This window comes from Dyadobacter sp. HNCC25DJ185 (assembly GCF_056895195.1).
Map to the genome: position 1 here is coordinate 1,029,402 of NZ_JBXHAR010000001.1, position 26,136 is coordinate 1,055,537.

The 26,136-nt window shown below is 46.5% G+C and carries 19 protein-coding genes; 4 read left to right on the forward strand and 15 right to left on the reverse strand.

What is annotated here, in order from left to right; translation table 11 throughout:
* Positions 1 to 135: 135 nt before the first annotated feature.
* The 11 genes from dnaK to menB form a co-directional block, all read right to left on the reverse strand.
* Positions 136 to 2,052 carry a molecular chaperone DnaK gene (gene dnaK, locus AC1XUF_RS04255; protein WP_483340417.1) on the reverse strand — a complete coding sequence of 639 codons (1,917 nt, stop codon included), beginning with the start codon at positions 2,050 to 2,052 and terminating at the stop codon, positions 136 to 138.
* A gap of 166 nt (positions 2,053 to 2,218) precedes the next feature.
* Positions 2,219 to 4,756, reverse strand: a complete 2,538-nt coding sequence (locus AC1XUF_RS04260) for a phosphocholine-specific phospholipase C (protein ID WP_483340418.1) — start codon at positions 4,754 to 4,756, stop codon at positions 2,219 to 2,221.
* Positions 4,757 to 4,903: 147 nt separating this feature from the next.
* Positions 4,904 to 5,248: a 50S ribosomal protein L20 gene (gene rplT / locus AC1XUF_RS04265; RefSeq protein WP_483340419.1), complete on the reverse strand. Its 345-nt coding sequence runs from the start codon at positions 5,246 to 5,248 to the stop codon at positions 4,904 to 4,906.
* 103 nt (positions 5,249 to 5,351) lie between these two features.
* On the reverse strand, positions 5,352 to 5,546 hold the full coding sequence (gene rpmI, locus AC1XUF_RS04270; protein WP_483340420.1) for a 50S ribosomal protein L35: 195 nt from the start codon (positions 5,544 to 5,546) through the stop codon (positions 5,352 to 5,354).
* Positions 5,547 to 5,683: 137 nt separating this feature from the next.
* The gene (infC, locus tag AC1XUF_RS04275; protein ID WP_483340421.1) at positions 5,684 to 6,235 is read right to left on the reverse strand and encodes a translation initiation factor IF-3; all 552 of its coding nucleotides are present in this window, start codon (positions 6,233 to 6,235) and stop codon (positions 5,684 to 5,686) included.
* Between the two features lie 112 nt (positions 6,236 to 6,347).
* Positions 6,348 to 8,291 (reverse strand): threonine--tRNA ligase, encoded by a 1,944-nt coding sequence (gene thrS / locus AC1XUF_RS04280; protein ID WP_483340422.1) that lies wholly within the window; start codon positions 8,289 to 8,291, stop codon positions 6,348 to 6,350.
* Positions 8,292 to 8,334: 43 nt separating this feature from the next.
* Positions 8,335 to 9,534, reverse strand: coding sequence for a tetratricopeptide repeat protein (locus AC1XUF_RS04285; protein ID WP_483340423.1), 1,200 nt, complete (start codon positions 9,532 to 9,534; stop codon positions 8,335 to 8,337).
* A gap of 72 nt (positions 9,535 to 9,606) precedes the next feature.
* Positions 9,607 to 10,494 (reverse strand): class I SAM-dependent methyltransferase, encoded by an 888-nt coding sequence (locus tag AC1XUF_RS04290; protein WP_483340424.1) that lies wholly within the window; start codon positions 10,492 to 10,494, stop codon positions 9,607 to 9,609.
* 117 nt (positions 10,495 to 10,611) lie between these two features.
* A complete protein-coding gene (locus tag AC1XUF_RS04295) occupies positions 10,612 to 12,192 on the reverse strand; it encodes a hypothetical protein (RefSeq protein WP_483340425.1) in 1,581 nt (526 codons plus the stop codon).
* Positions 12,179 to 12,592 (reverse strand): EVE domain-containing protein, encoded by a 414-nt coding sequence (locus AC1XUF_RS04300; protein ID WP_483340426.1) that lies wholly within the window; start codon positions 12,590 to 12,592, stop codon positions 12,179 to 12,181. Before AC1XUF_RS04300 ends, AC1XUF_RS04295 begins: the two co-directional genes overlap by 14 nt.
* A gap of 49 nt (positions 12,593 to 12,641) precedes the next feature.
* Positions 12,642 to 13,466, reverse strand: coding sequence for a 1,4-dihydroxy-2-naphthoyl-CoA synthase (gene menB / locus AC1XUF_RS04305; protein ID WP_483340427.1), 825 nt, complete (start codon positions 13,464 to 13,466; stop codon positions 12,642 to 12,644).
* Between the two features lie 148 nt (positions 13,467 to 13,614).
* Between menB and AC1XUF_RS04310 the strand changes: the two genes are divergently transcribed.
* Both AC1XUF_RS04310 and AC1XUF_RS04315 read left to right on the forward strand, forming a co-directional pair.
* Complete coding sequence (locus AC1XUF_RS04310) at positions 13,615 to 14,673, forward strand: AMP-binding protein (protein ID WP_483340428.1); 1,059 nt, start codon at positions 13,615 to 13,617, stop codon at positions 14,671 to 14,673.
* On the forward strand, positions 14,674 to 15,456 hold the full coding sequence (locus tag AC1XUF_RS04315) for a hypothetical protein (RefSeq protein ID WP_483340429.1): 783 nt from the start codon (positions 14,674 to 14,676) through the stop codon (positions 15,454 to 15,456).
* Positions 15,457 to 15,460: 4 nt separating this feature from the next.
* On the opposite strand, the gene AC1XUF_RS04320 is transcribed toward AC1XUF_RS04315, so the two are convergent.
* From AC1XUF_RS04320 to topA, 4 genes are all read right to left on the reverse strand, one after another.
* Complete coding sequence (locus AC1XUF_RS04320) at positions 15,461 to 16,510, reverse strand: helix-turn-helix domain-containing protein (protein WP_483340430.1); 1,050 nt, start codon at positions 16,508 to 16,510, stop codon at positions 15,461 to 15,463.
* 90 nt (positions 16,511 to 16,600) lie between these two features.
* Complete coding sequence (locus tag AC1XUF_RS04325; protein ID WP_483340431.1) at positions 16,601 to 17,482, reverse strand: bifunctional 5,10-methylenetetrahydrofolate dehydrogenase/5,10-methenyltetrahydrofolate cyclohydrolase; 882 nt, start codon at positions 17,480 to 17,482, stop codon at positions 16,601 to 16,603.
* Positions 17,482 to 18,174: an SIR2 family NAD-dependent protein deacylase gene (locus AC1XUF_RS04330; protein WP_483340432.1), complete on the reverse strand. Its 693-nt coding sequence runs from the start codon at positions 18,172 to 18,174 to the stop codon at positions 17,482 to 17,484. The genes AC1XUF_RS04325 and AC1XUF_RS04330 overlap by 1 nt, the downstream gene beginning before the upstream one ends.
* Before the next feature lie 65 nt (positions 18,175 to 18,239).
* Positions 18,240 to 20,651, reverse strand: coding sequence for a type I DNA topoisomerase (gene topA, locus AC1XUF_RS04335; protein WP_483340433.1), 2,412 nt, complete (start codon positions 20,649 to 20,651; stop codon positions 18,240 to 18,242).
* A 372-nt stretch (positions 20,652 to 21,023) separates the two neighbouring features.
* Here topA and AC1XUF_RS04340 point away from each other — a divergent pair, with 372 nt between their 5' ends.
* Positions 21,024 to 23,795: a bifunctional aconitate hydratase 2/2-methylisocitrate dehydratase gene (locus AC1XUF_RS04340; protein WP_483340434.1), complete on the forward strand. Its 2,772-nt coding sequence runs from the start codon at positions 21,024 to 21,026 to the stop codon at positions 23,793 to 23,795.
* A 56-nt stretch (positions 23,796 to 23,851) separates the two neighbouring features.
* On the forward strand, positions 23,852 to 26,119 hold the full coding sequence (locus AC1XUF_RS04345; RefSeq protein ID WP_483340435.1) for an aconitate hydratase: 2,268 nt from the start codon (positions 23,852 to 23,854) through the stop codon (positions 26,117 to 26,119).
* The last annotated feature ends 17 nt before the right edge of the window (positions 26,120 to 26,136 follow it).

Sequence of the window (26,136 nt, forward strand, 5' to 3'; positions counted from 1 at the left end):
GGCCTTACTAAAATTTGATGCCAGAGCCAGGTGTATTTGGTTTAATATTTAAAAAAATCCTGAACTCGGGTTTGCAACACTTGGTGTAAAAAAAATCCCCATCTGTCGAGACGGGGATTTTTAAACTCGAAGTCCTTATTTAACTTCTTCAAAATTTACATCTGTCACATCATCGGTAGCACTGCCATTGCTGGCCGATCCCGCTCCGGAATGATCAGAATTTCCGGCAGGGCCTCCTGGTTGGCTGTCCCCTCCCTGAGCGTACATCTCTTGGGAAGCAGCCTGCCATGCACCGTTCAGTTTTTCCATCGCAGAGTCGATTCCTGACAGATTCTGGCTCTGATGTGCCGTTTTAAGCTCAGTTAAGGCACTTTCGATTGCTGCTTTATTGCCCGCTGAAAGTTTGTCGCCAAATTCTTTCAATTGTTTTTCGGTTGAGAAAATCAGGCTGTCAGCACCGTTTATTTTTTCTATTTTTTCACGTTCCGCCTTGTCAGCAGCTTCGTTTGCCTTCGCCTCTTCACGCATTCTGGTGATCTCGGCATCAGTCAAACCGCTTGAAGCTTCGATACGGATTTTCTGCTCTTTATTGGTTCCTTTATCTTTTGCCGACACATGCAGGATACCGTTTGCATCTACGTCAAATGTTACTTCAATTTGAGGCGTTCCGCGCTGTGCAGGTGGAATATCGGACAAATGGAACCGGCCAAGTGTCCGGTTTTGATTCGCCATCGGACGTTCTCCCTGTAAAACGTGAATTTCAACTGAAGGCTGGTTATCAGCAGCTGTTGAGAATACTTCTGTTTTTTTGGAAGGAATTGTAGTGTTCGCGTCAATCAATTTGGTAAACACACCGCCCAATGTCTCGATACCCAATGACAATGGGATAACATCCAAAAGAAGTACATCTTTTACTTCACCTGTCAAAACCCCTCCTTGAATAGCGGCACCCACTGCAACTGCTTCATCGGGGTTCACATTTTTGGAAGGTTTTCTCCCAAAGAATTTTTCAACTTCTTCCTGTACCCTTGGAATACGGGTCGAACCACCAACAAGAATCACTTCATTGATGTCGCTATTGGTGTACCCTGCATTTTTCATAGCTCTTTTGCAAGGTTCCATCATTCTTTGGAACAGGGAATCAGCCAATTGCTCGAATTTTGCACGGGTCAAAGTGCGAACAAGGTGTTTTGGAATTCCGTCTACTGGGAATATATATGGTAAGTTGATTTCAGTCTGAGTAGAGCTGGATAATTCCACTTTTGCTTTTTCAGCAGCTTCTTTCAAACGTTGAAGGGCCATAGGATCTTTTTTAAGATCAACGCCTTCATCTTTCTGGAATTCGTCGGCCAGCCAGTTGATAATGACCTGGTCAAAGTCGTCACCCCCAAGGTGTGTATCACCGTCAGTGGATTTTACCTCAAAAACGCCGTCGCCTAACTCAAGAATTGAAACGTCGAAAGTACCACCACCTAAGTCGAACACAGCAATCTTCATATCCATATGCTGCTTATCCAGACCGTATGCAAGTGCCGCAGCAGTAGGTTCATTGATGATACGTTTCACATCGAGACCTGCGATCTGACCAGCCTCTTTAGTAGCCTGACGTTCTGCATCATTAAAATAAGCGGGAACGGTGATGACCGCCTCAGTTACTTCCTGGCCCAGATAATCTTCTGCCGTTTGCCTCATTTTTTGCAAAATGAAAGCAGAAACTTCCTGTGGTGTATATAGCCTGTCCCCGATTGGGATACGTGGCGTATTGTTGGGGCCTTTTTCTACGCTGTACGCAACCGTCTTAATTTCGCTTGTCGTGTCATCGTATTTTTTACCCATAAATCTTTTTATGGAGCTGATAGTATGCTTGGGATTGGTGATCGCCTGACGTTTGGCCGGTGCTCCGATTTTGCGTTCACCATTGTCCATGAATGCAACCACGGAAGGCGTAGTGCGGGCACCCTCGCTGTTTGCGATTACAACCGGCTCGTTACCCTCCATGACAGCCACGCAGGAGTTCGTTGTTCCTAAGTCTATGCCAATAATTTTTCCCATTGTTCTATATTAAAGTTTAGTATAATTTGATTCTGTTACTATTAAGCAGATGTTCCGAAATTTCAACCGCTCTGAGTTTTATTAAAAACCCCGTACCAGAATACCTGATGGAAAATGGGAGTGACAAAGTGTCAGGCCAAAACTCCGGCCTGACCAAGTGAAAAAATCAGCTGATCATTATACCCATATAAGGGTCGCTCTCGCTTGGATGACCGGTTTCAACATGACCTGCATATCGGCTCAGAAAGTCGGGTTCGCCTTCAATAAGAACGGAGAAATCGTACCAGTTGGAATTTCTCTCAAGTTGTAACGGGATATAGGCTGTGCCAGCATTTGTATGGTCTAACTTAACAACTTGATCAGCAGCACCATATGTGTTGTCTCTGATGATAATGGTATTTTCTTTATTTGCGTATTCCTGAGTAAGTTCAAATATCAAAATTCCATTTGCTCCGTTATTTTTATCGGTGGAATATTTACTCCCGACCTTAACTCCGGGAGCGCTCCTGGAACCTTTATATTCCCGCATAAATCCGTTTGGACCGTAAACGATCAAATGATATTTCTGGTCGTCAAAATCTGTTAGTTTCCACGTTGCAGGTAGGGAGTCTCCGGCTTTAACCGCGTAATTCCATACCTTCGAAACTTCGTTTTTATATTTACCCGGAGCATAAATCATGTATGGTGAACCGGCAGCTTTGTCCTTAAACATGCCATTTCTGGCTTCCAGCTTAATTTGAAATGCAGTTTTGTCAGAGTTAAGTGCACCATCTGCATATAGTTCGTAAGGGATAGCGCAAGCCGGCCGGGTGCCCTTTTCCTGTTTTGGCATAACGGGGGAGAGCATCGGATTCTTATTCACCTGCTGGATTTCAGCTTCTGTCAATGCTTTATACGCATTTGGTAGTTTCTTGAACTTGGCGTTATAAATTCCCTCCATGAATTCGTCCCTTTCCAGGAACGTCGGCAATGGAATTTTCTCTCCCTGATAAGGTTTGAATGTTGAAGTCAGGTCGCCGCAAATGGTTCTTCTCCACGCACTGATATTCGTTTCTTTAATATCTTTCCCAGACTTGTGGCTCACAAATTTCTCAAGAAACTGTAAGATTGAGGTATGATCGAATACCTCAGAGCAAACGTTCCCGCCACGGTTCCAGGGAGAAGCGATCACCAGCGGCACACGGTATCCAAGCCCGATTGCACTTTCACGAGACTCTTTCCTGGATTTTTTGGTCATATCCTGTTCCAGCGTCACCCATTCTGTTTTGCAGTCGATGCCAGCGGAAACCGAACCGGTATCTTCTTTATATGGATTAGGCACTGAAAATGGAGGTACATGATCGAAATAGCCGTCGTTTTCGTCATAGCACAAAATAAAGATCGTTTTTTTCCAGACCTCGGGATCGGAAGTGAGGATATCCAGCGCTTCGGAGACGTACCAGGCACCATACCAGGGGGAACCCGGATGATCCGAAAAATTGGACGGCGCCACCAGCCAGGAAACAGTCGGCAGCTCCCCGGACTTAACATCCGATCTGAATTGGTGAAAGACGTCGCCCATGGGTGCTTTTGCTTCATGTTCTATGTCGCCATCCATGTATTTGACGGTTGTTATTTTCCGATAGTCGGGATCCTTTGTATTGGTTGTAAATGCTTTCTGGTGGAGATTTTTACTTCTCTGAGAAAGCTTTTCAAAATTTTCGGGACTCCATCTTACGATTTCGTCTGCTGCCGTTTTGAGCAGAGCCTCTTTGTCGGAGAGTGACCTCAGAAGCAAGTCCTTTTCTTTGCCGGATGAAAGTGCTGCAAGCTTTGATTTGGTAGCTTCGATTTCGCCTGGCAGTTCTTTAAGTCTGGCTTTCAGATAGGTTTGATAGCCGGTGTGAAAACGGATTTGATATTGGCTAAACCATTCGATGGGATTATCCGTGAAGTTAGCCAGCCAGGCATCTTCATCGTCGGTAAAGCCTGTTGAAATACTGAGTTCGTTCTGGTATATCTTCCATGAAACGCCGTTATCCTCTAATCTTTCCGGGAAAGTTGTCCAGGAAGCTTCGGCTGTGTCAGTCACATTTTCGTTCCTTACATTGGCATAATGCTTTGGATCCGGATTTTCCCTTATTGTGCCTGTCCATAAGTATAGCCGGTTAGGAGTTGTACCGGTCAATGAAGAGCAGAAATTCTGATCGCATACTGTAAATGCATCCGCCAGCGCATAGTAGAAGGGGATATCTTCTCGGTTGTAGTAACCCAATGTCAGCGGCATTTTCGCATAGTCTTTATGGCCGGCCTGTTTGGCGATCAGCCACTTATCATATTTTCCTTCATTCCGCGCGTCCACCTGATTTGGCCATGAATGGGGTAAGGAACCCATCCACGTTGCGTTCGATTCCCGCATATTGAGCCGGAAGGGAACATAGGTTTCTCCCGAAGCATTGGTTTGCAGCCATGCCAGATTTTTATTTGGCTGGGCAATGGTCCTCGGGTCATTGAAACCTCTCACTCCTCGGAGCGAACCGAATGAATGGTCGAATGAGCGGTTTTCCTGCATCAGTATCACCACGTGTTCGGCATCTAGATAGGTGCTGCCTTTTTTTGGATCGATTGCAAATGCTTTTTGAATAGAGGCGGGCAGGGTGCTGAACAGTCCGGCTGCTCCCGTAAGCATGCCTGCCTTCTTTATAAATTCCCTTCTGGATTCCATAGAATAGGGTAGTAGGTTTTAATTTTCGTCTGTAGTACCTGATGACGATACTAAAGTACCAATCCTACGGCATTTCGGGAATTAATAAATTGTAAAGAGGCAAACAGAAGGGCAAAAAAAATCCCGCCGGAGAGGCGGGATGCTGTTTTATTTTACCTGATCAACGATAGCTTTGAAAGCTTCCGGATGGTTCATCGCCAAGTCGGCGAGGACTTTTCTGTTAAGCTCTATGCCTTTTGCACTGAGTTTGCCGATAAAAGCGGAGTAAGATAATCCGTGAATACGTGCTCCGGCATTGATCCTTTGAATCCAAAGGGCGCGAAAATTACGCTTCTTCTGTTTACGGCCTTTGTATGCGTAAGCCAAACCGCGTTCTACCGCGTTTTTAGCAACTGTCCACACATTTTTGCGACGGCCGAAATAGCCTTTCGCAAGCTTCATTACTTTTTTACGTCTTGCACGTGACGCGACGTGATTTACTGAACGTGGCATAATTTAACTGTTTTTGACAATCGGCGCTCTGTTGAGTCTTAAAAGCCTTTTATCGGGTTGAACAAAAAACCAGAATGGGTTTTAATTTTTTAATGGCTCTGGATTATTTTCCAAGCATTGCCATTACCTGCTTGTGGTTAGACTCATCGATGAGACCAGTTTTAACCAAACCACGCTTGCGTTTGTTTGACTTTTTAGTCAGAATGTGGCTGTGGAAAGCGTGTTTGCGCTTAATTTTTCCGGTGCCCGTCAGCGAGAAACGCTTTTTGGCTCCTGAAATACTTTTCATTTTAGGCATGATTCAAAAAATAATAGTTGATAAAATATAAAACAGCGCGCAAAATTAGCCAAAATGTTTACAAAATGAAAATCGTGCTCCTGACATGACGTCAAAAACACGACCTATATGTTGCTGAGGCTCTGTTTGCCTGTTAATTATTTTTTTGAAGGCGCAGGAGCGAGGATAATCGTCATTCTTTTTCCTTCCAGCTTAGGCTCCATTTCCAATTTACCATAATCGGTAAGTGCTTCGGAAAATTTATTCAAAAGATTGACGCCCCTTTCCTTAAACACGATGGTACGTCCAACAAAGTGTACGTAGGCTTTCACTTTCGAACCCTCTTTCAGGAAGTTTTGTGCGTGTTTCAATTTAAAGTCAAAATCGTGATCATCGGTATTAGGGCCGAACCTGATTTCCTTAATGACCACTTTCTGAGCTTTCGCTTTTATTTCTTTTTGCTTCTTCTTTTGCTCGTACTTGAACTTGGAATAATCAACCACCTTACATACCGGAGGAACTGCTGTTGGCGCAATTTCAACAAGATCAAGGCTTTGTGCCTTCGCGATTGCTTTGGCTGTATTGATATCAACTATTCCCGGTTCGATATTTTCTCCAACCAGGCGTACTTCTTTTGCTGTAATTCGTTCGTTAATTTTATAAGGTTCTTCGGGAACTCTTAACCGTCCACTAGGGGGTCTTAATGCCATATAATTTGGATTGGTGTTTTTTTTGTTTTTTGGTGAAAATCGAAAAAGCTAACACTGCGGCCACAAAAATAGTGCCTTGTTGATTGATTTGTAATAAAAAATTACAAAAACATCAAATGATGCTGGCTTCTTTTTTGAAAAAGGCGGCGAATTCTTCGACAGTCATACTTCCTAGATCGCCCTCACCTTTCCGGCGAACCGATAATTTCCCTTCAGCCTGTTCTTTTTCTCCTACAATCAGCATAAAAGGAACTTTGGTAACCTCCGCGTCACGTATTTTTCGTCCGATTTTTTCGTCCCGGTGATCCACAAACCCGCGAATGTCGTCGTCCTGCAATCTGAAAAATACATCTTCCGCATAATCCGCGAATTTCTCGGAAATGGGCAGTATCGCAATCTGGTCTGGAGAAAGCCACAGTGGGAATTGACCTGCGCTATTCTCGATCAGGATTGCGATAAATCTCTCCATTGAGCCAAACGGGGCACGGTGGATCATCACAGGACGGTGTTTTTGGTTATCCGACCCGGTGTACTCGAGGCTGAAACGTTGCGGAAGCTGATAATCCACCTGAATGGTACCCAACTGCCACTTGCGTCCCAATGCATCGCGTACCATAAAATCGAGCTTAGGGCCGTAGAATGCTGCTTCACCTAACTCGGTTACAGTGCTCAAACCACGTTCTGCTGAGGCTTCGATGATCGCGCTTTCTGCTTTTTCCCAATCTTCATCCTTTCCAATATATTTCTGCTTGTTACCAGGGTCACGGAGTGAAATCTGCGCGCTGTAATCATCAAACCCGAGTGATTTGAAAACATACAGGACCAGATCGATCACCCGAATAAATTCTTCCTTCACCTGATCGGGCCTGCAAAAAATGTGTGCATCATCCTGTGTAAAACCGCGGACGCGAGTAAGTCCATGCAACTCACCACTTTGCTCATAGCGATACACGGTCCCAAACTCCGAGAAACGCAATGGCAGATCCTTGTAGGAGCGTGGAGATGTTTTGTAAATCTCGCAGTGATGCGGGCAATTCATCGGTTTCAGCATGTACTCCTCACCTGGATTTGGTGTTTTGATAGGCTGAAACGAATCTTTCCCATATTTATCCCAGTGACCAGACGTCACATACAATTCTTTGCTTCCAATATGCGGTGTAACTACTGGCGTGTAGCCAGCCCTTGCCTGCGCTTTGCTTAAAAAAGCCTGGAGCCTCTCCCGGAGCATCGCACCTTTTGGTAGCCATAACGGCAGCCCCTGGCCGACTTTTTCGGAAAAAGCAAATAGCTCAAGCTCTTTTCCCAACTTGCGGTGGTCACGTTTTTTGGCTTCTTCCATCAGCGTAACATACTCCTCCAATTCTTTTTGTTTTGGAAAAGTAACCCCGTAAATGCGGGTAAGCATTTTGTTTTCCTGCTTGTTGCGCCAGTAAGCGCCGCCAATATTGGTGAGCTTAACTGCCTTGATAAAGCCTGTGTTGGGGATATGGGGGCCACGGCACAGGTCGGTAAAGCCACCTTGCTCGTACAAGGTAATGGAGCCATCTTCCAATCCGTCGATCAGTTCCAGCTTGTATTCGTCGCCCTTTTTTGTAAAAAATTCAATTGCGTCGGCCTTGCTGATCGGCTTGCGGATATATTCATTTTTCTGACGTGCCAACTCAAGCATTTTTGCCTCGATCTTTGGAAAATCTTCCTGAGATAAATGCTTATCACCCAAGTCTACATCATAGTAAAACCCTTTTTCAATGGAAGGACCTGTCCCGAACTTTACGCCGGGATACAGTGCTTCCAAAGCTTCAGCAAGTAAGTGGGCAGATGAATGCCAGAATGTAGACTTACCGTCTTCGTCATTCCAGGTGAGCAGTTTGAGCAGGGAGTCCTGCGTGATCTGACGCGTCGGGTCCCAAATTTCGTTATTGACTTTTGCTGCAATGACATTCCGCGCAAGCCCTTCACTGATACTGAGTGCGATGTCGAGAGCAGTTACTCCTTTTGGATAATACCGTTCACTACCATCTGGCAGGGTAATTTTTACTTGAGACTCGTCTTTCATTCAAAAATTTAATTCTATGACTATTATTCTCTAAAGTGCAAATCTATTCAATTTTAGCTTTTCGTGTTGAGTCAACGCCGATATTTGTGGTACCACGTGGCTTGATGATATTGATTTTGATGCGGGCGGTATCAAGCAGCTTGTAACTGGGCCCAATGTTTTCTTCCGGATAATATGCCTGGTTCAAACCTTCGTTTTCGCGTTTCCGTATCCTGAACAGGCCATATCTGGCATCCTGGTCACCCGGGCTAAGTGCAAGTGCGGTATAATAGTAATTTTTTGCTTTTTCAAAATCGCCGGTTTTTTCATAACAAAAGCCGAGCATATTATTGATTTCTTTGGACCTGGGTTTCTTTTTGAAAAGCTTTTCCAATGCGGGTAAGGATCTGTAAAAGTCTTGTAAATGAATCGCAACGACCGCTACCTGCAATAAGGCCTCCTCGTAGTCCGGATTGATCGCAACCGCCTTTTCATAATTGATCAGGGCGGTATCCGGTTTACCTAACTGGTCAAAAATCTCGCCTCTTTCGAAATACAGGCTCGCTTCATTTGGAAATCGATTAATAGCCTTTTCGTTGACAACCAGTGCCTGATCTGTATTTTGCAGTTTTCTTAAAATAATGATGCTTTGTTCGTATGCCCTTAAAAGCTTTGGGTTCACATTCATCGCATAATTGAAGCTGGACAGGCTGGCCAGTGAATCGCCTTGCCGCGCCTGAAGCATTCCTTTCACATAATATGCGGAGCCGTCATACGGAGCCATTTTTAAGGCCTGGTTCAAATATCCGGCGGCTTCCGTAAAATGGCCCTTCGCCTGCAGAATGTCAGCCATCAGCACATATAGCTCGGGGCTGCTTTGTTGTAATGCCTCCGCGCGCTGCGCGTCTTCCAGTGCCGGGTCGATTTTGCCAAGTTCCCGATTAATCTTGCCCCTCAGTAAAAAGTATTCACTCACATTATCCTGTTCGTAAATAGACTCATTGATGTCGTCCAGTGCCTCTGAATATTGCTCCCGGTCGAAATGGATGCGTGCCCTTTTGAAGTAGTTCAGGTCGGAATCTATTCCACGATTGATCAAGTCTGTTAAATACAACAATGCATCATTTTCCCATTGAGCCCTCGACTTTTTGATGACGGGAGGAATACGTGTTGAGTTCCTGGCATCGCTCTGGCAGGACTGGTTGATCCCGCCAAGTACTGTCAGCAAAAAGAGTATCAGATATGGAAAGGAATTTGACTGCATGAAGACTTAATGAGTTAATGCTGCAAAAAGTGCCCAGAACATTCAATGACAGAATCGGGCGTCCTGAATGTATTAACCGTCCTGGTCCGAAAATCGGGAAAATACGCCCAGAGGGAGCTTTTTACCAAAAGAATCGGCAATGTACAATTCGCCAAATTCGTGACGTATTTCTGTTCCGAAATGCGCCTTAATCAGGTTCTCGACAATCAAAGCGGAGAATCCTAACGAATACAGATTGATGATGAAAAAGAAGTTTTCGTCTTTCAAGAGCTGTGCACAAAGGCGGAGAATTTCATTGAGGCTTTCTTCCAAAAGCCATTTTTCACCGTCTGGGCCGCGCCCGTAAGCCGGTGGGTCCAGGATGATACCATTGTATTTATTACCCCTGCGAACTTCGCGCTGCACAAATTTCAAAGCATCTTCCACAACCCAGCGGATGTTGTCCAGGCCGCTCAGCTGCATATTTTCCCTTGACCAGCTAATCACTTGCTTTACTGAATCTACGTGGGTTACGTCGGCGCCCGCAGCTTTGGCTGCTAGCGACGCGATGCCAGTATATGCGAAAAGGTTCAGCACATTTGGCTTGGATTCTGGAATTTGCTTTAAGGTTTTGGATATATAGTCCCAATTGGTAGCCTGCTCGGGGAAAACACCGACATGTTTGAATGACGAAAGTGCAAGTTTCGCGCGCAGGTGCAGCTCCTTATTGCGGTATTGAAAAACCCATTTATCCGGCATGCCCGGTTTTGAAATCCACAGACCTTTTTCCTGGGAATTTTTATCCCTCTTAAAAACAGCGTGTGCCTGCTGTTCCCAACTTTCCTCGGCCAAAGATTTGTCCCAAATAGCCTGTGGCTCAGGCCTGGAAAGGGTATACGGCCCGAATCTTTCCAGCTTCTCGAAGCCTCCGGTATCAATGAGTTGGTAATCAGTATGGTTTTCGGGCGAGAGAAGAATCATGGGTGAGCGTTAAGCGATGAGCTTTTAGCGTTTAGCTTTTTGATGGCGAAGGCGCATGGTTTGCGCCAGGTGTAATATTGTGTTTTTGGTATCAATACGAAAAAAGCCAATGGCTTGTCAGTATGCGATCTTATTCAGATAAAAAACATTTCTTCGACCTCTTGTTTGGGGATCTCCAGCCGCATTGACAATACGCTGCTCCCCCCAGGCCAGGTAGAAGCTTCCGTACCAGTAGTCGATGTCGTCCGTGCTGGTTTTTCGCACCTTGTCACCTTCCACGTTAGTTTCGTTGGGTATCACACGGTCACTGTCAATCACCTGATCTCCTTTGATGTTTTTGCTTCTGATCGCCCCATTGTGGCTATAAACAAGCCGAGTGTTTCCATTGGAAAAGGTTTGTACCTTGATCTTTTCACGCAGGTCCATGCTCTTGACGTGATCGAAACTGAGGCTGTTGTCCCAAAGCAGTTTTCCATTTTCATCTACATCTGCGACGATGGCGTGGGTGTACGTAAACCCATCGAAGATTTGTTGGTTATAGCCCCCTCTGCCACCATACATCGGGTTCCAGAGGTATGGATTATAAAGTCCCATTCCAAAAGGATAACCAATCATGCTTCCATAGCCCAGCCCGCCCATGATGTTCTGGTTTTGGTACCTGTATTCAGGATAAAATACTTCGGCCACCAGCAGGAAATTGTTGTTTTTAGGAACGATGTCATGGACGAGAAGACGATAGTTGAGTTTCAGGTCATCACCGCTTTCTTTCTTTTTGCGAATGCGCCTTTCCATCTTTTCCTGCTGGCGCTCATTCATGAAATTAAAGAAATTTTTAAAATCCGTAAAGCTGTGGTAACGCGTAAAAACAGGTTCATTTCCCACAATTTTGCTGATGTAAAGCCCTTGTGAGGCTGCATTACTGCTGCTTTGCATATTGCGGTAACCATAGGTACCGATGATGATGCGCACGGAGTCATTCAAAACCTGCAGCCTTCCGCTTAAAAGCGAATAGTCGTCCTCTGGGTCCACGGAAACTTGGGTATATAATTCGCCGGTCTCCTCGTATGACCTTGCTACGATTTTGGTTTGTCTTCCCTTTTTTACAGCAAAGCAAACATTGACCAAATGGTGCGCGGTATCTACTTCAACAGTCTGAATCGCATTGGAACCTTTGATTGCCGATGGCAGGATCCGCGTTTGAGAAGTGGTTAGCTGGGTATAGATCAGCAGGGGTTCATTACGGACCATTCCAGCCATAAAGACGGAATAGCCCAAGGTCTTAAAATCAGTGATCTCAAAACGATCGATGGTATTGATCGTGAAAGTTTCTACAAACCCTGGCCCCACGTTAACCTTGACAATCTGGTAAAGGGAGCTCCGGTATTTACTGAAAAGAAGAAATACGGCTTGTCCGTCATAGGACGATGCGATATAATCAAGGTTAGATTCGATAGGGCCGTCGATTGCCCACACGCGATCCAGATTGGTATCGAACTTTTGCACATTGAAAGTCCCCTTATCCGGCTTGGAAATGAGCAGCACGCCTTGTTCCCCAAGTGGGACCGTCTGGTAAGCGGTGTTCCCCGGCAATGGAAGCTCGATGCGCTTCACGACTTGCGCCGCCACCTGCAAGGTCAACAGCATCAGCGAAAACAGCAAAAGCGTCGCCTTCAAACCTTGATGTCTATTCGGAATCATGTGCCAATGCAATGATAACGTCAAACTCGTCCGGCCTTACCGGGACCACTGACAATCTGGATAATTTGATAAGGGCCATCTCCTTTAACCTGGGTTCAGCCTTGATTTGAGCAAGTGTCACCGTTTTTGGAAACAGCTCAACAGGAACGACGTTCACTACTACCCAATTGCCTTCGGTAGCGGTAGGGTCGGGATAGTGTTCCTTCGAGACTTTAGCGAGCCCGACCACCTCTTTTCCTTCGTTGCTATGGTAAAAAAGGACGGGATCACCCACTTTCATGGCCATTAGATTGTTTCGGGCTGCATAATTACGGACACCGTCCCACATACCTTCTTTTTCTTCTACCAGTTTGTCCCACGAATAGGCGCTGGGTTCGGATTTGACAAGCCAATGATTCATTTTATTAATGTGGTTAAATTCCGGTTTTTGAGAGCTGGTGTGATGGAGATCAGGGAAATTTAGGGAATTTACTAAAATCCGGTTTTCTTTTTTCAAGAAAAGAATTTTGTCCTTCCTTAGCTTCCTCACTCAAATAATATAGCAAAGTGGCGTTTCCGGCCAATTCCTGGATTCCCGCCTGACCATCCAGCTCGGCGTTGAAAGAACTTTTCAGCATACGGATGGAAAGAGGACTTTTCTCCTGGATTTTCTTACACCATGCAACGGTAGTGGCTTCCAGCTCTTCCAAAGGAACAACCTTGTTCACCAAACCCATATCCAATGCTTCTTTCGCATCGTACTGGTCGCAAAGGAACCATATTTCCCGCGCTTTTTTCTGACCGACTACTCTCGCCAGGTAGGATGCCCCGAAACCACCATCGAAACTTCCGACCTTAGGGCCCGTCTGACCAAATCGCGCGTTTTCAGCAGCAATGGAAAGGTCGCAGATCACATGCAATACGTGTCCGCCCCCGATTGCCCAGCCGGCTACCATCGCGATCACGGCTTTTGGGATGGATCTGATCATTCTCTGAAGATCAAGTACGTTCAAACGTGGTACGTGATCGTCGCCAATGTATCCACCATGCCCGCGTACGGATTGGTCACCTCCCGAACAGAATGCTTTCCCGCCTTCCCCGGTTAAAATAATGACGTCTATCCTGGGATCTTCGCGGCAGATGTGCATCGCGTCAATCATTTCCGTGACGGTCAGCGGGGTAAATGCGTTGTGCTTGTGTGGACGATTTATGCTTATTTTGGCAATTCCTTCGTGCAGTGTAAAGAGGATTTCCTCGTATTCTTTAATGGTTTCCCATTGAATTGGACTGGACATAAATCAAAGTAAAAATGTAAAGTTCAAATGCTTGAATCCGCGAAATTACTGATTGTTTGGGTTTCCTTCAAAAACAAATGAATAACTTTCCGTCCGTCAAAGGGCAGCGCAACAATAGCAAATGATCCTTGGCCAAGACCAACTGAATATGAATTGGAATACCAGTGCAAGAGATATCGACCAGCAATTGAGGCCTGAACATCCTTATTTTTCTCAGGCTTACGATTTTATGAAAAGCTGGCGTGAGGGAAGGGAAGAATTTATCCTGCGCACTTCCGGCTCGACGGGAACACCTAAGCCCATTACGATACATCGGTCACAATTGGTTGCAAGTGCAGGAATGACCGGAAAAGCCTTCGGTTTGGGTAAAGATACGAGGGCGCTGGTCTGTCTTAATATAGGGTATATTGCCGGGCTGATGATGTTGGTCAGAGGTATGGAGCTGGAATGGGAGCTGACCATCGTTGAACCGTCTTCCAATCCACTGCTTCAGTTGGAAAGTAGCGGCAAGTTTGATTTTGTAGCAATGGTCCCGCTGCAAATGGCCGCAATCCTCGACAATGCGGATACCAAGAATAAGGTTGACGATTTAGGGAAAATACTGCTGGGCGGCGCCCCGGTCGGCATGGCCTTGCAGCAACGAATTGCGCAACTGAATGTGCCAGTGTATCAGAGTTACGGCATGACCGAAACCGTTTCGCACGTAGCTCTCAAAAAGCTGAATGGCGTGTCCGGCGGGGATAGTTATGCCTTTTTGCCCGGTATCCGGTTTGGTACGGACGATCGGGGATGCCTGTTTGTTTCGGGCAAGGTCACCAACCACGAAATTGTTCAGACCAATGATCTGGTAGAGATTTCCGGCAATACATTCAAATGGATTGGGAGGGCTGACCATATTATTAATTCCGGGGGGGTGAAAATCGTGCTGGATCAGGTCGATGTTTCCGTTGCGACGCTGTTCAGTGATTTAGGGATATCCAATCCATTCTTCAGCTGGTATCAGAATGACGATCAGTTGGGACAGAAACTTGTATTGATTGTCGAGGCCAGCACCTCAGTTTCAGAAAAAAATCTGCTGGAAGAAATAAGAAAGCGGGTTTCGTCCTATGAAACCCCGAAACATATTTACTTTGTGGAGCAATTTTCGAAGACGCCGACTGGCAAAGTCGATAAACGCGGGATTGCCCAGCAACTTTTCCAATCATAAATGGACAAAAATATTCAGATACCAGGTCAGTATACCATTCTGTTTCAGACCGCTCCTGTTGTGCCAGCGCCGTACGCTCATTTTTATACGCTAAAAATGGACATTGTCTCGAAGCAGGAAATGCATGTCGATTTCGCAATTACTTATCTGGACAGGGAAGACATTTCTGAGGAAGACTTATTTGAAGAAGGTTTTTCTCCAGATGATGATTACAAATGGGCGGGACCGGTTCCTGCTATATGGATTGACCAGTTTGAACAAATCCTGAGATCTTCCAAAACAATCCGTAAAAGGGACGAAAGTGAGTTCGAAGATTTTATCGAAATGGAGCTGGATGAAAATGGGCAAAGAGTAAACATTTATCCCGTTGACAAAGAGCGTTGGTCCTATTTTCTGCAGGAAATGATGCAGGCGATTTTTGAAACCAGCGGAAGGGAGAAGCCTTTTGAACTGACATTTATTGAAATTGACCAGGATAAAAAGACTATCCTCGATCTGAAAGCATCTTTTGCCAATAAATTATTCACGATCAGCAAAAATAAAGGGACAGCCAGAAAACTGGATTGGGTCCAGTTGCAAAAGATTATGGATACCGTGTACAAGGCAGAATTTGTCGCTGATAATGCATTCGAAGCAAAGCCATCCAGAAAAGGGAAATACATTACTGCCGGGGACGGACTTTGGTACCAGTTCGGCGTGGCAATTCTTGAAACAACCTCAAAGAGCAAAGACCTTCCGAAGATAGAGGCGCTGTTCGAGACGCTTGGAAATAAAATTGATTAGGTTGTTATTGCTGCCTGTATCGGTTAAGTTCCATCTGCAATTCATCAATGAGTTCGCTGACACGTTCCAGCGAAGGTTGCGGCGCAGGCATCTGCAGGCTGATAAATGCCTTTACTTCCCAAACTTCCAGGACTTCCTGCAGCGGGACTTCCAAGTCCGGAACGGCGGGGTTGTCGGAAGTGAGCAGCAGTAAACCTGATGTTTTTACTTGGTTGTAGGCATTACGGCAAACAAAACCCTCTCCCCGCAATACAAAAACATATTGCATTCCATCGTGAATGTCGTACCAATTCCTTACAAACGTTCCTACCAGCAAAGCGCCGGGATAGGTAAAATCTTCGCCACTTTCAAACGCCCTGTAATAGCCGGATGGCAGATTAGGCAGCTGAAAAGACGGCAGATTGGTCAGATAGGAAGGATTTTGAAAATGGGTAAGGTATTCTTGCCGCTTGCTGTTGGATACCCACTGAATGGTCGGGTAATTAACTTTCTCCTCGACCTGGGCATTGAATTGGGCGGGTTGATACTGATTATTGAATACAGGTATCTCCTGTACGGAAGATGGTACCGGTTGCACGGCAGCAGGCGATGACATGCTTGGCCGCGGTTGAGCAGAAGCTTGTGAAGCCGGTAAATCCCCATTAACTGGCTTGAAATTCACTTGCCTGGAAACCATCCGGATGGGCTGCTCCGGCTGCTGGTATTTTTCCATGATGGTGGATAAAGGCTGGGGTTCTGCAAATGTCGGTGTCCTGGCAGGAGCGGGGGGCGGTACATTTCCGGAATGGGATACTGTCATGGGCCTTGGTGCAGATAAAGGCAATGACATATCCGGCGTTTCCCTCAGTTTCCTGAGATCATTTTTTAGCAAATTGTCGACCGTGATGCCAAATGCGGCCGCCATGTTTTTAAGATTAGTAAGGTTCGGATTAGCACGGGCTTCCTCATAAGCACCCAGCAAAGAACGCTTGATCGCTATTTTTCGGGCAAATTGCTCCTGGGTAAGACCGTTCAGTCTCCGCAGATACTTGATATTATTGCTTACAATGCTCATAGTACAGCCTTTTCACAAAAGTACTTACTAATTGGTAAATCTTTTAGTAAAAGCGTAGAGCCAGCGAATCTTACCGGAAGCTTGGAAAACTTACTTGTAAATCTCCTTCTTGGCGGCTTTGAATGTATTGGTCAGCAACCCGCAGATTGTCATTAAACCAACGCCACCGGGCACTGGTGTAATGTAACTGGCTTTTGGGGCTACATCATTGAAGTTAACGTCTCCTTTGATCGAGAAGCCGCTTTTTTTGGTTTCATCCACTACCCTGGATATCCCCACATCAATCACAACTGCACCCTCCTTGACGTAGTCGGCCGTAACAAAGTCGGGACGACCAAGGGCAACGATCAGGATGTCGGCTGTCTGGCAGATCTCCTTTAAATTCTGTGTTTTGCTGTGGGTAATCGTGACGGTGCAATTGCCTGGGTAATCATTTCGCTGCATCAGGATGCTCATCGGCAAACCAACGATCTGGCTGCGGCCGATCACCACACAATGCTTTCCGGCTGTTTCAATTTTCGCGCGGATCAGCATTTCGAGGATCCCAAATGGAGTGGCCGAAATATAAGCCGGAAGCCCCTTGCACATCTTACCCACGTTCACCGGATGAAAACCGTCCACGTCTTTGGCAGGGTTTACAGCTTCCATCACCGTGTTTTCTGAAATATGCTTGGGAAGAGGGAGTTGAACGATAAACCCATCGACATCCGGATCATTGTTCAGCGATTCAACTGCTTTCAGCAAAGTTTCTTCACTGATGTCGGAATCAAAACGGAGCAGGGTGGAAGTGAAGCCGATTTCCTCGCAGCTACGGATTTTGGATGCAACATAGGTTTCGCTCGCTCCGTCCTGTCCCACAAGGATGGCGGCCAGATGAGGCTTTTTACCTCCACTGGAAACCCATAATTCCACTTCTTCTTTGATTTCGGCTTTGATTTGGGATGAGATCGCCTTCCCGTCGAGTAATTGCATCAGTTATCTGGTAATAAGTACTTTTTGATTAATGTTTCCATTCCGGTAGTCGCTTTTTCCTGGATAAAGGTCATATTTTTCTTCAGGTTGATTTCCGGTTTGGCGGGGTCTACAATAAATATAGGTTTGGAAGAGCTTACGTAGTGTACCAACCCTGCTGCCGGATAAACGGCCAGCGAAGTTCCGATGACAAGAAAAATATCCGCTTCTTCGGCAACACCGGCCGCAACTTCCATCATGGGCACTTCTTCTCCAAACCAAACGATATGAGGACGAAGCTGGCTCCCCAATTCACACAAATCGCCTTTTTTTAATTCCCAGGATGTCATTTCATAGACAAGGTCCGGGTTTTTCGTACTCCTGGATTTGAACAGCTCACCGTGCAGATGGATCACTTTCGAGGATCCGGCTACTTCATGCAGATTGTCGACGTTTTGGGTTATAATGGTAACATCGAAAGCCTTTTCAAGTTCGACAAGTGCGTAGTGCGCGGCGTTTGGCCTGACGGTTTCCGCCTGTTTTCTGCGCTGATTATAGAAATCCAGCACCAATTCCTGGTTCCTGACCCATGCCTCGGGTGTCGCCACGTCCTCGATGCGGTAATTGTCCCATAAACCACCATTGTCGCGAAAGGTACTAATGCCGCTTTCTGCGCTGATCCCCGCTCCAGAGAGTACTACTAGTTTTTTCATGTTGACCTGTGTTTTGGGCTTTTCTGTTTTCTAGGCCTCCGCTGCGGCGTATCCGTGGCTTGAAATTATTCTTTCTTCGCAACCTTTTTTGCTGCGGGCTTCTTCGCTGCCGCTGCTTTCGCCGTTGGTTTTTTCTCTGCCGCCGCTGCTTTGGGCGCTGCCTTCTTAAATCCTCCTCTGCCAGCCGGCTTGTCAGGCGTTTCCGCAGCCAGTTTTACAATTTCCTCATAAGTTAATGCCGCCGGATCGGTACCTTTCGGGATTTTCACATTCTTTTTCCCAAACGCGATGTAAGGGCCGTATTTACCGTTCAAAACCTTGGCATCCGGGTCCTGATCGAATTCTTTGATTGTGCGGCTGCTGTCCTGCATACGCTTCTGAACGATGATCTCGATCAGGCGTTCCTCTGTAACCGCCATTGGATCGTCGGTTTTGAGCAATGAATAATATTTCCCGTCATGTTTCACATAAGGTCCGAATTTCCCGATGTTAACAACCAGTTCTTTACCTTCATACATGCCTACTTCCCGCGGCAATTTGAAAAGTTCAAATGCTTCATCCAGTGTGATGGTTTCCATCAGCTGCCCTTTTTGCAAGCTGGCAAACTTAGGTTTGTCCTCGTCTTCCGCGTCGCCAATCTGAACATAAGGCCCATATTTGCCGATCCTCACAGACACCTTTTTACCCGTTGCCGGATCTTCACCCAAGTCGCGGGAAGTAAGGCTGCGGTCGATGGCTTCTTCTTTCGCCTCGGCTACTTTTTTCTGAAATGGCGTGTAGAAATTTTTGATCATTTGCCGCCAGGCCAATTGGCCTTCGGCGATATGATCAAAATCTTTTTCCACACTTGCCGTGAAGGAGTAGTCGATGATATCGTTAAAATGACTGACCAGGAAATCATTTACCACCATTCCGGTACTGGTAGGGAACAGCTTGGCTTTCTCCGATCCGTAAATCTCCTTGTTGATCTGACTTTTGATCTGGTCGTTCGCCAGCGTAAATTCTTTGAAATCCCGCTCAAATCCCTGGCGGTCCTCCTTGATGATGTACTCGCGTTTCAGGATTGTAGAAATCGTTGGTGCATAGGTAGAAGGCCGTCCAATGCCCATTTCTTCCAGCTTTTTAACCAAACTCGCTTCCGTATAACGCGGCGGGTTGCGGGTAAATCGCTCCGTTGCCTTCATATCCGAAAGGTTCAGTATCTGCCCGATGTTCAATGGCGGAAGCATTCCTTTTTGCTCTTCATCGCCTTCGTCGTCGCTGGATTCGAGGTACACCTTCAAAAATCCTTCAAATTTGATCACCTCGCCCTGCGCCACAAGTTCTTCGGAGGTGGTGGAAATACCGATGGTTGCGGTGGTGCGTTCCAGCTGGGCATCAGACATTTGTGACGCGATTGCGCGCTTCCATATCAGCTCATACAGGCGCTGTTCATTGCGGTCGCTGCTGGCAGAGAGGGTTGAGAAGTCCGTTGGACGGATCGCTTCGTGAGCTTCCTGCGCGGATTCGGATTTGGTCTTGAAAACTCTCTTATTATAGTAGTCCTTGCCGTATTCGCTGGTGATTTGCTGCCGTGCTTTCTCCAATGCTTCTTCCGAAAGATTGGTGGAGTCGGTACGCATATATGATATTTTCCCAGCTTCGTACAAGCGCTGGGCGACGGTCATGGTCTGGGCCACCGAAAAACTTAATTTTCTGGAAGCTTCCTGTTGTAAAGTAGAAGTTGTGAATGGGGGTGCAGGTGTTTTCTTAGCAGGTTTTACTTCAAGATTTCTGATGGAGAACTCGGCCCCAACGCATTTTTCGAGAAATCGCAGCGCATCGCCTTCGTTGGCAAAATTCTTGGCAAGCTCGGCATTCAGTACTTTCCCGTTGCCCAAATCAAAATGGGCGGTTACCTTAAAGCTACTTTTACTTTTGAAAGCGTCTATTTCTCTTTCTCTCTCCACCACAATCCGCACAGCTACCGATTGCACACGGCCTGCGGAAAGATTGGATTTGCCGATCCTGATCTTCTTCCAAAGTACAGGCGAAAGTTCATAGCCTACCAGTCTGTCCAGGATTCTCCTTGCTTGCTGGGCATCTACCAGATCGACGTCGATAATCCGTGGCTTGGCAATCGCGTTCTGCAAAGCCGTTTTGGTGATCTCACGAAACACAATTCTTTTGGTATTGTCGGGCAGGCCGAGGGCCTCCTTCAAATGCCATGAGATAGCTTCCCCTTCCCGGTCATCATCCGTCGCCAGCCATACTTCTGCATCTTTGGCCAGCTTTTTCAGTTCCGAAATGACTTTGACTTTATCGGAGGAAATCTCGTAAGACGGCTGAAAACCATGTTCAACATCAACACCCATATCATGCTCAGGCAGGTCGCGGACGTGGCCAAAACTTGACTTTACCGTGAAATCCTGGCCTAGATAACTTTCAATGGTTTTGGCCTTCGCCGGTGACTCTACGATCACCAGATTTTTTGACATAACTTTAAATTTAAGGGATCTGGTAGCATTATGAATGTCCAAATATAGGGTACAATCGAACAAAAAATCAAAGCACGGCAAAAAAGGGCGGGCCTGTTGTCAGGGTCTTACCCATTTTCAGCCGGGCATTTTTTAAATAATACCTGAAATAGCCCGGCTGACAGAACAAAAAAAAATGGGGTCGGGTTATCTAAACAGACGAGTATATATAATGATGCTAAATAGTTGTGAAAATCAATGGGATTCCCATCGTATATTGGGTAAATTCGTAGTTTCGCGTGTTTTATTGACAACAGATAATCCAATTATTAGTGTGTACTATGGCTTTTGATCTATACATAATTAAGGGAGTTTATTGAAAAGATTGCGACTATGAATATTTACAAGGATTACATCAAAGAAATTGAAGAAAGAAAAACCCAGGGGCTTCACCCGAAGCCGATTGATGGTGCGGAATTGCTTGGCGAAATCATCGCACAAATTAAAGACCCCGAAAATGAGTATCGGGAAGACTCTCTTCATTTTTTCATTTACAATACTTTACCAGGGACCACGAGCGCTGCTGGCGTAAAAGCCAGGTTTCTAAAAGAAATCATTCTCGGTGAGTCCGTACTGGCAGAAATATCACCTGCTTTTGCTTTTGAGTTATTGTCTCACATGAAAGGCGGCCCGTCCATTGGCGTACTACTTGACCTTGCCCTGGGTGACGATGCCGCTATTGCAAAACAAGCTGCTGAGGTTCTCAAAACACAGGTTTTCCTTTACGATGCCGACACTGACCGCCTGAAAGAAGCATTCAAAGGCGGTAATGAAATAGCCAGAGAAATACTTGAAAGTTATGCAAGGGGCGAATTCTTCACGAAACTGCCGGACATACCTGAGGAAATCAAGATCGTCACATTTATCGCTGGTGAAGGCGACATTTCGACGGATTTACTCTCCCCCGGTAACCAGGCACACTCCCGGTCGGACCGTGAATTGCACGGTCAGTGTATGATCACTCCAAAAGCGCAGCAGGAAATCAAGGCATTGCAGGAACAACATCCCGACAAGAGTGTGATGTTGATTGCAGAAAAAGGGACAATGGGCGTGGGTTCATCCAGGATGTCGGGTGTGAATAACGTGGCACTTTGGACCGGCAAGCAAGCCAGTCCGTTTATTCCTTACGTTAACATTGCCCCGATTGTTGGCGGAACAAATGGTATTTCTCCGATTTTCCTCACCACGGTAGACGTTACCGGCGGTATTGGTATTGATCTGAAAAACTGGGTGAAAAAGGTAGACGAACATGGTAATGTTGTCCGCAATGAAAGTGGCGACCCGGTTCTTGAGGAAGTCTACTCGGTTGCTACGGGAACTGTCCTGACGATTAATACAAAAACCAAGAAACTTTATAATGGCGACCGGGAACTGATTGACATTTCCAAGGCGCTCACTCCGCAGAAAAAGGAATTTATCAGAGCAGGCGGATCATATGCGATTGTATTTGGTAAAAAGATCCAGACGGTGGCAGCGAAGATTTTAGGTATCGAGCCTACTCTTGTATTTGCTCCATCCAAAGAGATATCTAATGAGGGCCAGGGTCTTACGGCGGTGGAAAAAATATTCAACAGAAACGCTGTTGGTATTACTCCTGGCAAAGTGTTGCACGCCGGATCAGATGTTCGTGTAGAGGTTAATATCGTCGGTTCACAGGATACGACGGGCTTGATGACGGCCCAGGAATTGGAATCGATGGCTGCTACGGTTATTTCGCCAATCGTCGACGGCGCATACCAGTCGGGCTGTCATACTGCTTCGGTTTGGGACAAAAAGGCACAGGCCAACATTCCGAAACTGATGAAGTTCATGAACGACTTCGGTTTGATCACAGCCCGCGACCCGAAAGGCGAATACCACGCCATGACAGATGTGATTCACAAAGTGCTTAACGATATTACAATTGACGAGTGGGCGATCATTATCGGTGGCGACTCCCATACAAGGATGTCCAAAGGGGTTGCTTTCGGGGCTGACTCGGGAACAGTTGCGATTGCATTGGCTACCGGCGAAGTGTCCATGCCAATCCCTGAATCGGTGAAGGTGACTTTCAAGGGAGAGATGAAGGATCACATGGATTTCCGGGATGTGGTCCATGCCACGCAAGCCCAGATGCTTCAGAAGTTTGGCGGAGAGAATGTATTCCAGGGGCGGATCATCGAAGTTCATCTGGGAACGCTTCCAGCCGACCAGGCATTCACTTTTACAGACTGGACCGCGGAGATGAAGGCAAAAGCTTCCATCTGTATTTCTGAGGACGACACCCTGATCAAATCCCTGGAAATTGCGAAAGGCAGGATCCAGATCATGATCGATAAGGGTATGGAAAATCACAAACAGGTTCTTCAGGGATTGATCAATAAGGCAGATAAGAGGATTGCAGAGATCAAATCGGGCGAAAAACCGGCTTTGACGCCTGATGTGAATGCAAAATATTACGCAGAAGTGGTTATTGACCTTGATGTGATCGTTGAGCCAATGATTGCAGATCCCGATGTCAACAATAAAGATGTTTCGAAGCGTTACACGCACGACACGATTAGGCCGATCTCTTACTATGGGGACGATAAAAAGGTAGATCTTGGCTTTGTCGGCTCCTGCATGGTCCACAAGGGAGACTTGAAAATTGTTTCCCAAATGTTGAAGAACCTCGAAGAGCAGCAGGGTAAGGTTGAGTTCCATGCACCGCTCGTGGTGGCAGCACCAACTTATAATATTGTAGAAGAGCTTAAAAATGAGGGTGACTGGGACGTTTTGCAGAAATATTCCGGCTTTGAGTTCGACGACAATGCCCCGAAAGTTGCTGCACGCACTGAATACGAAAATATGATGTATCTGGAGCGTCCTGGATGTAACCTTTGCATGGGTAACCAGGAAAAAGCAGCCAAAGGAGATACTGTTTTGGCAACCTCAACCCGTCTTTTCCAGGGAAGGGTTGTTGAAGATTCGGATCGTAAAAAGGGAGAATCCCTGCTCGCGTCCACACCAGTAGTTGTTCTGTCTGCAATCCTTGGGCGGATTCCTAACATAAACGAATACAAAGCTGCGGTGGTAGGCATTGACCTGACCAAGTTCGCACCTCCCGTGAAACAGTTAAGTAGATAGTCATTGCTGGTACAATTGTTGACGAGTGTGAATGTATAAGCATTAATTTAATTAATATGGCGTTTGACTTAGATATGATTAAGGGCGTTTATGCCCGCATGCAGGAAAGAGTGGAAGTTGCCCGTAAAGTAGTGGGGCGTCCATTAACCTTGGCAGAAAAGATTCTGTACGCTCATTTATGGGAAGGTACCCCTTCACAGGTTTATGAACGTGGTAAATCGTACGTTGATTTCGCCCCCGACCGTGTCGCGATGCAGGATGCAACTGCTCAAATGGCCCTTCTTCAGTTTATGCAGGCCGGCCGCCCTCAGGTTGCGGTGCCATCCACAGTACATTGCGACCACCTGATCCAGGCAGAAGTAGGTGCCGTGCAGGATTTGAAGACGGCTGTCGATAAGAATAAAGAGGTATACGATTTCCTTTCCTCAGTTTCCAATAAATATGGGTTGGGTTTCTGGAGAGCCGGAGCGGGGATTATCCACCAGGTTGTTCTTGAAAACTACGCATTTCCGGGCGGCATGATGATCGGTACCGACTCACACACGCCAAACGCGGGTGGTTTGGGTATGATCGCCATCGGTGTGGGTGGTGCTGATGCCAGCGACGTGATGTCGGGGTTGGCCTGGGAACTTAAAATGCCCCGCCTGATCGGGGTGAAACTGACTGGTAAACTGAGCGGCTGGACAGCGGCTAAGGACGTAATTCTTTGGGTTGCTGGTCAGCTTACAGTAAAAGGCGGTACCGGATATGTAGTAGAGTATTTTGGAGAAGGTGCTGAAAGCCTTTCAGCAACGGGCAAAGGTACAATCTGTAACATGGGCGCTGAGATCGGAGCGACCACCTCCATCTTCGCTTATGATGAGAAAAGCGCAGCTTACCTGAGATCGACAGATCGTGCCGATGTGGCCGATGCCGCAGACGCCATCAAAGGGTATCTTCGTGCCGACGAGGAAGTTTATGCAGACCCCGCGTCTTACTATGACCAGCTTATTGAGCTTGATCTCACGACGCTGGAGCCGCATGTCAATGGACCATTTACGCCGGATCTTGCCTGGCCACTTTCTAAATTCGCTACGGCGGTCAAGGAAAACGGATGGCCCGAAGTGCTTTCGGTTGGTCTGATCGGTTCCTGCACCAACTCGTCCTACGAGGATGTGAGCCGTGCGGCTTCTCTGGCACAGCAAGCTGTTGATAAAAAATTGCAGGTCACTTCCGAATATACCATTACTCCGGGTTCTGAGCAGGTTCGATACACGGTGGATCGGGACGGCTTCCTGGATATATTCGCAAAAATCGGCGGGGTTGTTCTGGCCAATGCTTGTGGACCCTGTATCGGGCAATGGGCGCGCCACGGTGCGGAGAAGGGTGAGAAAAACTCAATTATCACTTCTTTCAACCGTAACTTTTCGAAACGTGCTGACGGAAACCCCAATACCCACTCATTCGTAGCTTCCCCTGAAATCGTGACAGCTATGGCGATTGCGGGCCGTCTTACTTTTGACCCAAGAAAAGACAAGCTTATCAATGTGGATGGCGAGGAAGTGATGCTGGACGAACCAAGCGGCCTTGAATTACCAACACGCGGATTTGCAGTCGAAGATGCTGGTTACCAGGCGCCGGCAGAAGATCCTAGCCAGGTTCAGGTTTTGGTGAGCCCAACTTCCGATCGTCTGCAACTGCTTGCTCCGTTTCCTGAATGGGAAGGAACAGATCTGAAAGGTTTGAAACTTTTGATCAAAGCAAAAGGAAAGTGTACGACCGACCATATTTCAATGGCTGGCCCATGGCTGAAGTACCGTGGCCACCTCGACAATATCTCCAATAACATGCTGATTGGCGCGGTTAACTTCTATAATGAGAAGACGAATACTGTCAAAAATCAGCTAACTAATCAATACAGCGAAGTACCGGCGGTTCAGCGTGATTACAAAGCACATGGAATCGGCACAATCGTAGTGGGTGACGAAAATTATGGTGAAGGATCTTCCCGCGAGCATGCGGCCATGGAGCCGCGCTTTCTGGGCGTACGCGCGATTTTGACTAAATCATTTGCCCGTATCCACGAAACCAACCTGAAAAAACAAGGTATGCTGGCGTTAACTTTCGCTAACACTGCCGATTATGACAAAATTCAGGAAGACGATACCATTGATATTATTGGTCTGGAAACATTTGCTGAGGGACAACCTCTTACCATTGTTTTACATCACAGCGATGGAACAAGTGAAGCGTTTCCCGTAAATCATACCTATAACGGTCAGCAGATCGAGTGGTTCAAGGCTGGTTCTGCATTGAACATTATCCGTAAGTCTGTTGGAGCATAGTCTTTAGACTTATTAAA